This window comes from Desulfovibrio sp. SGI.133 (assembly GCF_050313955.1).
In the GTDB taxonomy this organism is placed as follows: Bacteria; Desulfobacterota; Desulfovibrionia; order Desulfovibrionales; family Desulfovibrionaceae; genus Desulfovibrio.
Genome location: NZ_JBNPMK010000006.1, coordinates 1 through 12620, shown reverse-complemented (window position 1 = coordinate 12620; position 12620 = coordinate 1). Strand labels below are relative to the sequence as shown.

11 protein-coding genes are annotated in these 12620 nt (G+C 59.8%); 10 read left to right on the top strand and 1 reads right to left on the bottom strand.

The window, feature by feature from the left end:
* Window positions 1-8 precede the first annotated feature (8 nt).
* From ACQRBR_RS08530 to ACQRBR_RS08500, 7 genes are all read left to right on the top strand, one after another.
* Window positions 9-1469 carry a hypothetical protein gene (locus tag ACQRBR_RS08530; RefSeq protein WP_427812770.1) on the top strand — a complete coding sequence of 487 codons (1461 nt, stop codon included), beginning with the start codon at window positions 9-11 and terminating at the stop codon, window positions 1467-1469.
* Window positions 1470-1545: 76 nt separating this feature from the next.
* The gene (fbp, locus tag ACQRBR_RS08525) at window positions 1546-2550 is read left to right on the top strand and encodes a class 1 fructose-bisphosphatase (protein ID WP_303881014.1); all 1005 of its coding nucleotides are present in this window, start codon (window positions 1546-1548) and stop codon (window positions 2548-2550) included.
* An 18-nt stretch (window positions 2551-2568) separates the two neighbouring features.
* Window positions 2569-3630: a tRNA (adenosine(37)-N6)-threonylcarbamoyltransferase complex transferase subunit TsaD gene (tsaD, locus tag ACQRBR_RS08520; RefSeq protein ID WP_168935784.1), complete on the top strand. Its 1062-nt coding sequence runs from the start codon at window positions 2569-2571 to the stop codon at window positions 3628-3630.
* Window positions 3631-3772: 142 nt separating this feature from the next.
* Window positions 3773-4096, top strand: coding sequence for a thioredoxin (trxA, locus tag ACQRBR_RS08515; RefSeq protein WP_427812769.1), 324 nt, complete (start codon window positions 3773-3775; stop codon window positions 4094-4096).
* Window positions 4093-5019: a thioredoxin-disulfide reductase gene (gene trxB, locus ACQRBR_RS08510; protein ID WP_427812768.1), complete on the top strand. Its 927-nt coding sequence runs from the start codon at window positions 4093-4095 to the stop codon at window positions 5017-5019. Before trxA ends, trxB begins: the two co-directional genes overlap by 4 nt.
* Complete coding sequence (locus ACQRBR_RS08505; protein ID WP_204625564.1) at window positions 5012-5743, top strand: outer membrane protein assembly factor BamD; 732 nt, start codon at window positions 5012-5014, stop codon at window positions 5741-5743. Before trxB ends, ACQRBR_RS08505 begins: the two co-directional genes overlap by 8 nt.
* Before the next feature lie 98 nt (window positions 5744-5841).
* Window positions 5842-7353, top strand: a complete 1512-nt coding sequence (locus ACQRBR_RS08500) for a cation diffusion facilitator family transporter (protein ID WP_427812767.1) — start codon at window positions 5842-5844, stop codon at window positions 7351-7353.
* Window positions 7354-7548: 195 nt separating this feature from the next.
* On the opposite strand, the gene yihA is transcribed toward ACQRBR_RS08500, so the two are convergent.
* Window positions 7549-8217, bottom strand: coding sequence for a ribosome biogenesis GTP-binding protein YihA/YsxC (gene yihA / locus ACQRBR_RS08495; protein ID WP_303881020.1), 669 nt, complete (start codon window positions 8215-8217; stop codon window positions 7549-7551).
* A 138-nt stretch (window positions 8218-8355) separates the two neighbouring features.
* Between yihA and efp the strand changes: the two genes are divergently transcribed.
* The 3 genes from efp to lolA all read left to right on the top strand — a co-directional run bounded on the left by efp (window position 8356) and on the right by lolA (window position 12163).
* Window positions 8356-8913, top strand: a complete 558-nt coding sequence (gene efp / locus ACQRBR_RS08490; protein WP_006005390.1) for an elongation factor P — start codon at window positions 8356-8358, stop codon at window positions 8911-8913.
* Window positions 8914-9007: 94 nt separating this feature from the next.
* Entirely contained in the window at window positions 9008-11482 is a 2475-nt protein-coding gene (locus tag ACQRBR_RS08485; RefSeq protein WP_427812766.1) for a DNA translocase FtsK, read from the top strand.
* A gap of 9 nt (window positions 11483-11491) precedes the next feature.
* Window positions 11492-12163 carry an outer membrane lipoprotein chaperone LolA gene (gene lolA, locus ACQRBR_RS08480; protein ID WP_168935789.1) on the top strand — a complete coding sequence of 224 codons (672 nt, stop codon included), beginning with the start codon at window positions 11492-11494 and terminating at the stop codon, window positions 12161-12163.
* Window positions 12164-12620: the final 457 nt, after the last annotated feature.

The following is a 12620-nucleotide window of genomic DNA, read 5'->3' as shown; positions in this document are numbered from 1 at the left end:
AGTGCGTGGTGTCCCATTTGTTTAGGCGTTGTTGTGTACTGCTTGCCTCTGCCGCCATGGTGGCAGGCTGCAGTTCCTATCAGCCCACCAAGAATGTCTGGAAGGGTACAAAGGATGTCTGGTATACCTATGTCAGCCCTCCTGCATCTGTGGATTATGGTGAAAAAGGAGATCTTTCCCCGCGTGCGCTGGCGCTCACCAATTGCATGATGGGGCTGGATGTGGAGCTGGGCCGCTTTGAGCGGACCATGCTCAATGCGGACAAACCGCCGACGCGCCAGTGGTTGGACAGTCTCTTTGCCGCCCACCCCTGGCTGGACGGTTTTGCCGGCGTCAAATATGACGGGACCCTGCTGGGGCAGGAGCCTGCCAATCCTTTGAAGCAGCTGGATTTCATCCCGCTGCTGTATGAAGACAAGAAGCAGGGCAGCCGCGCCCTGCGTGCCGATGTGCAGCAGACCCCCATGGGGCCGGAAGTCATGTTGGCTGCCCCCCTGTACGATGGCGTGGATTTCCTCGGCATCGTCGTGGCCTATTTTGACATGCGCAACCTGGTGCAGTATTCCGGCAACCCCCAGGACATGGTCATCCTCAGCCCTCAGGCGCTGCTCTGGCCCGGCAAGTATGACTATGCGGCGACCCCGCTCGCTTCGGTGAACTGGGAAGAGACCGTTGCCAAAAGCTCTTCCGGCACCTGCACCAACGCGACGGGGAGCTTCTATTACATGGTGCGCTATCTGGGCAATCTGCCGCTGGTCTTTGCCGTGCCGGAATCCGGTACCTTCCCGCAGGGGAACGGCAGCGTGGACCAGGGCCTGCCCTTCTTCCCCAAGGAAAGGGAAAAACTTCCGCCGCCGCCCATGCCCGAACGCAAGAAAGACAGCAGCAAGACGACGCCTGCCTTTGGTGCTTCCGAGGATGCCGTTGACAGCTACGGTGATGCCGGCGGCATGCCGCCGCAGGATGTGGCCCCTGGTGCCAACATCGTCCAGCCGCCGCAAGAAAGTGCTCCGGCACCTTCCCGTGTGCGTGAACGGCCGCTGGCCGGCGAGAACGTGAAGCCGCGTCCGCGCAGACGGATCGTGATCCCCGATGAGGCGCTCACGGTGCCCGAACTGCCTGAAGAGACCGCGCCCGCGCCGCAGGTGCGCATGCCCAGTCCCTTTGGTCCTCGGGGCGGCGCCAAGCCGGCAGCCGAGCAGGGCGAAGCGGATACGGCTGCCCCGACAGCTCCGGCTGAGTCCGCCGCTGATACGGCGCCCGCAGCAGAAACGGCTGCTCCCGCGGCTCCGGCTGCTGCCAAGCCCGCAGCTTCCGAAACGCCTGCTGCGGCCCCGGCAGAGACGGCAGTTCCTGCGGCAGAACCTGCTGCCGAGCCTGCAGCGACACCGGCAGCTGAAGAGCCTTCAGAGCCCAGACGCCCGGCCCTGCTGCCTGGCGGGCGTCCCAGCCCCTTCGGTCCCAGGTAGTCATTGACAGCAATCACGCAGTGTGCGCCGCTTCGGCGGCGCACACGCTTTCATATCCAGTGTAAGGAGGCTTTTCATGGCCGACATTACCGTTACCGAACATCTTCTGCTGCATCAAAAACGCTCTCCCCAGGCTACCGGCCAGTTCACCGGTCTTTTGTATGACCTGATCCTGTCCGGGAAGACCATCTCCCGGCGTATCAACAAAGCCGGCCTGCTGGATATTCTCGGCGGCACAGGCGAGGTGAACGTCCAGGGCGAGAACGTGCAGAAGATGGACAGCATCGCCAACCGCATCCTTCTCTACCGTATGGAACGCTGTGGTGCCCTGTGCGCCATGGGATCCGAGGAAGAGCCGGAACTGGTGCGCGTGGGCCCGGAATTCCCGCGCGGCGATTATATCTTGATCTTCGATCCGCTGGATGGTTCGTCCAATATCGATGTCAACATCAACGTGGGCACCATCTTTTCTATCCTGCGCCGTCCTGCCGGCAGCACCGGTGAAGTCTCCCTGGATGAAGTTCTGCAGCCCGGCATCCAGCAGGTGGCCGCGGGCTATATCCTGTACGGTCCGTCCACCATGCTGGTGTTCAGCACCGGTCAGGGGGTGCACGGCTTCACGCTGGACCCCGGCGTCGGGGAATTCCTGCTTTCCCATCCTGATATGCGCATTCCGGAGCAGGGGCACATCTATTCCGTCAATGAAGGCAACCGGAACAACTGGGACGAGCCCGCGCGTGAGGCCGTCGAATGGTTCCATACCTGCAAGAGCCCGGAAGGCAAGGATTATTCCGCCCGGTATGTGGGCTCGCTGGTGGCTGACTTCCACCGCACGCTGCTGTACGGCGGCATCTATCTCTATCCGCCGGACAAAAACAAGCCCAACGGTAAACTGCGCATGATGTGTGAAGCCGCCCCTCTGGCATTCCTGGCCGAGCAGGCCGGCGGCAAGGCCAGCGACGGTCGTCGCCGTATCCTTGAGCGTCGCCCCGAGACCCTGCACGCACGTACGCCCCTGTACATCGGTTCGGCCCGTGACGTGGAGGCTGTGGAGGCCATCTACGCCAAGTATCCGGACTAGTCCGAGTGGGAGAAGACCTTGCTGTGCCTCGGCATTGAAAGTTCCTGTGATGAAACCGCACTGGCGGTGGTCCGGGACGGTGTCCTGCTGGATGCCGTCCTGGCCAGCCAGGCTGATATCCATGCCCTGTTCGGGGGTGTCGTCCCTGAACTGGCTTCCCGCGAGCATTACCGCTATCTGGGGACGCTGTTCGACCAACTCATGCAGCGCCTTGACCTGCGTCCGTCCGATCTGGATGTGGTGGCGGTCTCCCGGGGGCCCGGCCTGCTGGGCAGCCTGCTGGTAGGCGTTGCCTTTGCCAAGGCGCTGGCGCTGGGGTGCGGAGCCCGCTTTTTGGGGGTCAATCACCTGCATGCGCATCTGCTGGCCGCAGGGTTGGAGAACGAACTGCGCTTCCCCGCGCTGGGATTGCTGGTCTCCGGCGGGCATACGCATATCTATCGCATGGAATCGCCTTCCCGTTGCATCGTCCTGGGCAAGACACTGGATGACGCGGCAGGTGAGGCCTTTGATAAGGTCGGAAAGATCCTGGGGCTGGCCTATCCCGGCGGCAAACTGATGGATGCCCTGGCCCGGCAGGGCAGGGCGGATGCCCGTCTGTTCCCGCGTCCGTATCTGGATAACGACAACCTGGATTTCAGCTTCAGCGGCCTGAAGACCGCTGTGACCAGCTATGTGCACCAGGTGCTGCCTGACCAGCCCTGGCCGCATCCCTTGCAGGATACGGCAGATGCCCCCCAGGCTTTGAAGGACTGCTGCGCCTCTTTCAATCTGGCCGTGGTGGAGACCATCGCCACCAAGGTGGAGCGGGCGCTTGCCGCCAACCCCGATCTGGATCTGCTGATCATGGCCGGAGGCGTTGCCGCCAACAGTCTGCTGCGTGAGCGTATGGCACAGCTGATGGAAAAACGGGGCGGACATACCATCATGCCCGGCCGTGCCCTGTGCACGGACAACGCCGCCATGGTGGCCTATGCCTCCTGGCTCATCGCCAGGGAAGGCTGGCAGCACGATCTGCGCATGGAGACCATCCCGCGGGGCAAGGCGATCCCGGACGATATGTTTTTTCGGGAACTCTAGATATTTGTCACCGTTTTTGTGTCACCGTCTTGACAGTGGCGGTTGAGGCAACTAATCTTTTGGCAGCCGTGGCAGCTCATCTGCGATGGCGGGATCCGTCCGTTTGTGACGGGAATTTGCTTATTTTTTAAGGAGAGACACTATGGCCGAACAGATTTCTGATGCCACTTTCGATAGCGTTGTCCTGAATTCCAATATCCCTGTCCTGCTGGACTTCTGGGCCCCTTGGTGCGGTCCCTGCCGCGCTGTGGGCCCCATCATCGATGAACTGGCTGCCGAGTACGAAGGCAAGGTCCGCATCGTCAAGATGAATGTTGACGAAAACCCGGCGACGCCCACCAAATTCGGTATCCGCGCCATCCCGACTCTGATGCTGTTCAAGAATGGCCAGGCCATCGACCAGGTGACCGGTGCCGTCAATAAGGACGCCATCGTCAACATCCTGCAGACCAAGGCCCTGGCATGAGCTCCTTCGATGCTGCAGTCATAGGCAGTGGCCCTGCCGGGGTGACGGCGGCGCTGTATCTCGTCCGTTCCGGCTGCTCCGTCATCCTTTTTGAGAAGATGGCAGCCGGAGGACAGATCCTGCAGACCGAGGCCCTGGAGAACTACCCCGGGTATCCCAAGGGTATCAAGGGCTACGAGCTGGCCGACCTGTTTGCCGCCCATCTGGAAGGCTTGTCGGTGACGCACAGCCGGGATGCTGTGGAAAGCGTCAGCGGCGAGGCCGGCAATTTCGTCGTGCAGGCCGGTGGCAAGGAGCACAGCTGCCGGACGGTCATCGTGTGTTCCGGCGCACATCATCGCGAGCTGGGGCTTGCTGATGAAAAGCGTCTGCAGGGTCGTGGGGTTTCGTATTGCGCCCTGTGCGACGGCAACTTCTTCCGCAATGCGCCGGTCGCCGTCGTCGGCGGCGGCAATGCTGCGCTGGAAGAATCCCTTTATCTGGCCAAGCTGGCTTCCAAAGTCTATCTGATCCATCGCCGTGACGAGTTCCGCGGGGCGAAGATCTATCAGGACAAGCTGGAATCCATGCCGGACAAGGTGGAGCTGGTGCGCAGCAGCGTCGTGACCGCCCTCCATGGAGAAAACGCCCTGACCTCCCTGAGTGTCAGGGATCTGAAGACGGACGAGATCCGTCAGATCTCCGTCGAAGGGCTGTTCATCTATGTCGGTTTTGAGCCGGCAACGGCGTACCTGCCCGCCGCGCTGGAACGTGATGCCCAGGGCTTCATTGTGACGGATACGGAAATGCGGACCAGCATCCCCGGTATTTTTGCCGCCGGTGACGTGCGTTCGAAGCTGTGCCGTCAGGTCATAACTGCCGCCGGTGACGGTGCAACTGCTGCGCAGGCAGCTTTCGTCTTCCTGGAACAGCTCCATGTTTAAAAACTATCTTCGCTCTCTGACTCTGGCTTTGGCCATCTTTTCGCTGTCTGGCTGCGGCATCATCGATATGATCTACCTGCCTCCGGCCGAGGATACAGCGCAGGAGATATTCGAAGCCGGCAATGACGCCATGAGCGAAAAGAATTATGTGCGCGCGGTCGAACTGTACAACAAGCTGCGGGATACCTATCCCTTCAGCCCCTATACGGTCGACGCGGAGCTGGCCCTGGCCGATGCCTATTACCTCGATGAGGAATATGTGCTGGCTGCGGAAACATACAAGGATTTCGAGTCGCTGCACCCGCGGCATGAGGCGACCCCCTACGTCATCTATCAGACGGGCATGTCGCTCATGAAGCAGTTCCGGTCCATCGACCGGGCAACGACGATCCTGCAGGAAGCCCACGAATACTTCGCACGGTTGCAGCAGGTCTATCCTGATTCTCCCTATGCCAAGGATGCTGGGGAAAAGATGCATACCTGCCGCCGCCTGATGGCCGAGCATGAACTCTATATCGCCGACGTGTTCTGGCATATGGAAAAGTATGGTCCTGCCTGGCGGCGCTATGAATATGTGAGCGAGAACTTCCCGGATGTTCCCGAAGTAGCCTCGCATGCCAAGGAAAAGTCCTTGGCGGCATACCACTACTACAAGGAAGAACAAGGCCGCCTGACCCGCGAAAAGCGGCAGGGCAGCTGGCGAAACTGGTTCACCTGGCTGTAAGAACAAAAAAGCCCCGCTCGGGGCTTTTTTGTTCTGCAGGGAAAATGACTTCCACTCCCGCTTTCCGGGATGCGCACCGGTACTAAGGAGACCGGCGCATGACTGTGCTGCAGGAGCTTCCGGCCTGGCTTGGGGACGCTCTACCGCATGAAGACAAGGATGGAATGACGATGAATGAGGAACACAGTCAGGCCAAGAACAGGGCTGCTCTGGTATCCCTGCTGGCGGCCTGCCTGCTTACAGCCATCAAGCTGGCTGTAGGTATCTATACCAACAGCCTGGGGATCCTTTCCGAGGCATTGCACAGCGGGCTTGACCTGCTGGCGGCGGCCATGACCCTGTATGCCGTCCGGCTCTCCTCCCGTCCTGCGGATGCCCGGCATCCTTACGGGCATGGCAAAGTTGAGAACCTGTCGGCACTGGGCGAGACAGTGCTGTTGTTCGTTATCTGCGTCTGGGTCGTCTATGAAGGTGCAGGTCGTCTGCTCTCGGGCGATACGCCGGTAGCCCCTTCCATCTGGGGCATCATCGTGATGGGTATTTCCATCGTGATCGACGTGAACCGGGTGAGGGTGCTGAAAAAAGTCGCCAAGGAGACACGGAGCCAGGCACTGGAAGCCGACGCCCTGCATTTTTCGACAGATATCCTGTCTTCTGCTGTCGTCCTCGTGGGGGTAGGGGCCGTCTGGCTGGCCGCCAAGCTGCAGCTGCCTGAACCGGTACACAAGGTCCTGGTGCAGGCGGATACCGTTGCCGCCCTCCTGGTGGCGCTGATTATTTTCCGGGCTAGTCTCCATATGGCCCGGGAAGCCATCAATATGCTCATGGACAGCGGTTCTACGGAAGAACAGCAGGCCATCTGTGAGGCAGTGAAGCATCTGCCGGGCGTCCAGGACGTGCAACGTGTGCGTTTGCGTTCCAGCGGTCCGCATTATTTTGTGGATCTGACCGTGGGGGTCGACCCGGCCATACGCGTCAGCGAAGGGCACAAGATCGCCCATGATGCCGAACTAGCTGTGGATGCCATCTTGCCCGGCGCGGATGTCACGGTCCACGTGGAGCCTGTGCGTTCCGGCCAGAAGGAAGATCCTTTTACTGTGGTGCAGCGGGTGGCCTCCATCCAGGGGCTGGCCATCCATGATGTCCAGATCCTGCGCAGCGGGGCGGGGACGCTTGTGGAGGTCCATGTGGAAGTGCCGGGACAGGAAGCGTTCTGCGAGGCCCACAAACGGGTCCGTGCCTTTGAAGAGGCGTTGCATTCTGCTCTGCCGCAGGCCGGGATCGTTACCCACATCGATCCTGAAGAACGGGGAGACGTCCAGGAAGAAGCAGCTCCTGCCCAGACCGCCGTGGCGGAGCTGGCCTGGAAGGAAGTAGAGCAGGCCGTTGGTCGCGAACCCCTGCTGTGCTGCGCCCACGGCTATCATGCCTACACCTTGCCGGTGTACGGATTGTGTATCTCTTTCCACTGCTGCGTCCGGCATGAGCTGAGCGTGGAAGAAGCCCATCAGCTGACGGTTCGTCTGGAGAAAGAGCTGCGCGAACGTCTGCCGCTGCTGGGGCGCATCCTTATCCATCTGGAACCGCCCAGGACGGAAGCCGCCCGCTAGGTGAGTAATGAGCGAAAGGAAAGAGGCAGGAAGATGCATGGACATTTTCCTGCCTCTTTTTTAGTGAAGCGATGTTTGTCGTCCCGTTCAGGAAAAGTACCTCTTCTTGGGACGGAGGCCTTTCACCAGAGGATGGGACCTGAGAAAGAAGTTCTTTTTGCGGCCCAAAGGAAGGCTTTGGGCTTCAAAGGGTCTCTAGGCCTTTTCTTCCGTTCCGGCGGTCGTCCGGGCAAGAGCTTCGGCCAGCGATGCCGTCACGGGCTGGGTGGGCTCTTCTTCAAGGATGACCGGCGCGCAGCCCGAAGCTTCGATAAGGCGCTGCCACAAGGCATCCATGCCCATGCGCTTGCTGGAAGAGGTGATGACCGGTTTGACGCCGACGATCTCGCCCCATTCCGCCTGGCGTGCCGCACGTTCCCGCTGGTTGCACTTGTCGGCCTTGGTCAGGATGGGCAGCAGGGGAAGCCCGCAGGAACGGGCGAATCCGGCTAGATCCAGGTCCAGTTTCTGGGGGGGCAGACGGCTGTCCAGAAGCAGGGCCAAAGCGCGCAGGTTCTTGCAGGTAGAAAGATATTTTTCCAGCAGGGTCGCCCAGCTGCGGCGTTCGCTGTGACTGGCCCGGGCATAGCCGTAGCCCGGCAGGTCTACCAGAAAAAAGTTGTGGGGCTGTACCCGGTAAAAATTGATGGAGCGGGTCTTGCCCGGCGTGGCGCTGACCTTGGCGAGCTTTTTGCGCACGGCCAGAGCGTTGATGAGCGAGGACTTGCCCACGTTGGAACGGCCGGCCAGGGCTACCTGGGCTTCCGGGACATCCAGAAGTTGCTGGAGGGTGTAGACGGTGCTTTCTAGGGTAAGCGTCGGCATGGTGTGGACCTCAGGCACAGCTTGACAGTAAGGGGTATTTTCACAATAATCCGCAATTCACTAAGCGTATACTAGCCGTAGCGCGTTTTTTTTGCAAATGGCCGGAAAAAGGCCACGTGCACGGCAGCAGGAGGAAGAATGTATTCGACGACTGATTTTCGCAAGGGCCTCAAGATCGAGGTGGAAGGCATCCCCTACGAAATTGTTGACTTCCAGCACTTCAAGCCCGGCAAGGGCGGTGCCATGGTCCGCACCAAGCTGCGCAACATCCTGACGGGACGCATCCAGGACATCACCTTCCGTTCCGGCGAAAAGGTGGGCAAGCCCGACATGGAGACCCGCGACATGCAGTTCCTGTATCGCCAGGACGACGAGCTGATCTTCATGGATATGACCACCTACGAACAGCTTCAGGTCTCCACCTCCACCACCGGTGGCAAGGAAGGCTTCCTCAAGGACGGCCAGGAATGCCGCGTGCTCCTGTACAAGGGCAATCCCCTGGATATCGATATCCCGCTGAGCCTGGTGCTCGAAGTGGTGGAGACCGAACCCGGCGCCAAGGGCGACACCGTGAGCAACGTGACCAAGCCCGCCAAGCTGGAGACCGGTATCGTGGTGCAGGTGCCTATCTTCGTGAACGAAGGTGACCGCATCAAGGTCGATACCCGTACCAAGGAATACCTGGGCCGCGAATAGGCCTTTTTGCAAGATACGCGAGGGTAGACATACGGACGCACGCAAGTTCAGCCGCGAACTTTTTGGGCTTTTCCTGCTTTTCTGGGCACTGCTGATGCTGCTCAGTGTGGTGACTTTCAGTGCCAATGACCCCAGCCTCAACCATGTGGTCAGCAGGCAGGCTGAAGTCAGCAACCAGGCGGGACTTTTTGGTGCCTATACTGCCGGCTTCCTCAATGATGTTTTTGGCATAGGCGCCTATATCTGGCCTCTGGTCTTCGGGGCCCTGGGCGCGTCCTGTGTCTCCCCCGCGTATACCATCAGCTGGTGGCGCTGGTGCGGCCTTTTTTTGCTCACCATCTGCCTGCTGGTCGTGGGGGCCGCATGGGATCTGTCCCTTGGCGATATCGCCGGTGGTGGGATGATCGGCGGCACCCTGCACTCCAATTCCAGCTATTACCTGAGCCCCGGGGGCTCGGGGCTGGTCTGGTTCTTCATTTTTCTGGTCGGCGTCCAGCTGACCTTCAACTTCTCCTGGTTCTCTGTAGGGGCTCTGTGCATGGCCCGCATCCGCGAGCGTATCCTGCAGAAAAAACAGGAAGAAGAGCACAAGCCCGAGATCGTTACTCACGGTCAGGAGCTTGCCTCCCTGCCTTTCCATAAGCGTATCCTCGCCGGTCTGAAGCAGAAGACGCCGGGCAAGGGATCCGATTTCTGGCGAGCCCTGCGTGATAAGCTGGGCAATATCCGTCCCGCCAAGGAGCCCATGCCGGAGATCTATCCTGTAGAGCCCGAGGAGGTCGCCCAGCCTGCTGCGCCTGCCGCTCCCGTCAGGGAGCATGCGCCGGTTGCCACGCCCGTCTCCGGGCCTGATGACGATGATGACTTTTTTGCGCCGGCGGCTCCCCGTCCGGTCATCGTAGAGACGCCTTCCGTCGTCCCGGCTACTGAGGATGACTCCGCCGCCGGTGACATTGCCGCGAAAGAGGCTTCGGCACAGGAAAGCAGCGGGCAGGATGCTACCGCGTCCGCCTCTGCTGAACCAGCTCCTGCAAAGCAGGATGCTGCTGCAGCCCCCAAGGCCGCTCCGGCGGCTCCTGCAGCATCTGCTCCCCGGTCGACGGCGCCTGCCCCGCAGGAAAAGCGTCCCCGTGCGCCCATTCCTTTGCCCAGTCTCGATCTGCTGAGCCTGCCCTCCAAGGATGCCCCCCGTGTGCGCCGGGAGGATCTGGAAGCCCGCGGCAAGGCGCTGATGGAATGCCTGAAGGATTTCGATATCCAGAGCGAGCTCGTCCGCATCACGCCCGGGCCTGTGGTCACCATGTACGAGGTGCGTCCGGCTCCCGGTATCCGCGTCAACCGTATCGCCAATCTCAGCGACGATCTGGCCCTGGCCCTCAAAGCCATCGCCGTGCGTATCCAGGCCCCGATCCCCGGATCGGATACCGTGGGTATCGAGATCCCCAATGATGACCGGGAGATCGTCAATTTCAGAGAGCTGGCCTCATCGGAAGATTTCCGCAAGGGCTGCGGGCCCCTGACCATGATCCTGGGCAAGGACATCGCCGGACGTCCCTTTATGGCGGACCTGACCAGGATGCCGCATTTGCTGGTGGCCGGTGCCACCGGTGCGGGCAAGAGCGTCTGCCTCAATGGTATCCTGCTTAGCCTGCTGTACCGTACGCAGCCTGAAGAGATGCGTCTGCTCCTGGTGGACCCTAAACGCATCGAAATGGCCATGTACGCCGATGAGCCGCATCTGATCCATCCGGTGGTGACGGAGATGAGCGAGGCCAAAAACGCTCTTGACTGGGCCGTGCATGAGATGGACCAGCGCTATGAGGCCATGGCCCGCATGGGCGTACGCAACGTGGCCTCCTATAATCAGCGCCTGGCCAGCTACAACGGTCAGCTCCCGCCGGATTTGGCCGATCTGGAGCCCTTGCCCTATCTGGTCATCGTCATCGACGAACTGGCTGACCTTATGATGACGGCTGCCCGCGAGGTGGAGACCAGCATCGTGCGTCTGGCCCAGCTGGCCCGTGCCGCGGGCATCCACATGATCCTGGCCACCCAGCGCCCCAGCGTGGATGTGGTGACCGGCCTGATCAAGGCAAACTTCCCCTGCCGCATCTCGTTCCAGGTCACGTCGCGGCATGATTCGCGTACCATCCTGGACCAGGCCGGTGCCGAGCACCTGCTGGGCCGCGGCGATATGCTGTTCAAGCCCAGCGGCGGTCGCTTGCAGCGTCTGCACGGTCCCTTCCTGAGCGATGAGGAAGTACAGAACGTCGTCGGCTACTGGAAGCATCACCTTGTGCCCAGCTACAAAGTCAGCTTTGCGGACTGGAACGCTGACGGTGCGGCCGGTGGCAGTGGTGGCGGCAGCGGCGCAGGGGATGTGGCTTCGGATCCCCTGTACGCGGAGGTTCAGGCTTTTGTGACCGAACAGGGCAGGGTGTCCATTTCCCTGATCCAGCGACGCTTCAAGATCGGCTTCAACAGGGCCGCCAATATGGTGGAACAGCTGGAGGCCGACGGTATCATTGGCCCCGCTGACGGCAGCAAGCCGCGAGCCGTGGTCAAATAGGAGGTAACAATGCGCATGATCAAATCTCTGGTGCTTGGTGCCGTATCCCTGCTGGCGCTTGCCTCATGGGCGCAGGCCGCCGATCTCGTAGGGGACCTCAAGCAGCGTTATGACACTTTGCAGTCTTTTTCCGCCGAGTTCGAACAAAAGCTTACTCATAAGGAAAGCGGGGCTGTAGAGACTCGTTACGGGACCTTGCACTTCAAAAAGCCCTTGCTCATCCGCTGGGAGACGAAGAAGCCCATCAAGGAGACCCTTGTGGTCACGGGCAAGGAAATCTGGGATTACATCCCGGAAGAGGAGGTGGCCTATCGCTATCCTCACGATCTGGTGCAGGATTCCCGCAGCATCATCCAGGTGCTGACCGGCCAGGCCGCGTTGAGCAAGGATTTTGACATCAAGGAAGAAGGTTCGGAGAATGGGATGCGGAAGATCCGCCTGTACCCCAAGGATCCGACGCCCCAGATGGTCGAAGCCCTGATCTGGGTGGATGCACAGACCTTTATCCGTCGCGTGGATCTGGTGGACTTCTACGGTAACCATAATGATGTGAATTTCACCAAGTTCATTCCGGACGTCATGCTGGGAAGTTCCACCTTCCAGTTCACGCCGCCCAAGGGGGTCGACGTGGAAGACCGCACGGATAAAGCCAAAGTGCAGGAGCGCGAGCTTTTCAAGTAGTGCCACTGTGCGAAATAAATACAAAGGCCCCATACGGGGCCTTTTTGTTTTTTGTCGGTCATTGCTGATTTCCCTGCGTTGAGTCTGTTGAACGGGATAGCCTTCGGTAGAGGCCCTTGCCTGGTGCGGATTTTTTTTCTGGCAGAGGGAAAGGAAAATGTCTGTTTTGGGAAGATGCAGAGGGTCCGTCTTTGCAGCCGGGCGTAGAGAGAAAAAAGATATGGATTATGGCAGTTACTGATGGCTGATTATTATAACGTAAAAGGAACAAAATCAGGCCGGCCTCATTTTGAGTTGCTGTACAGCTGAGAGCAGAGTTTTGAGAGTAGAAATATAGTGTGCACAAAAAAGTAATTTGTCTTATTTTTATAAATGGTTAAGTGTAAAATTCGACTAATATTTCGTAAGATGACAAAATTTTTTGCGGAAAAATGCTTGACGGTGGGGTCGAAAAGGT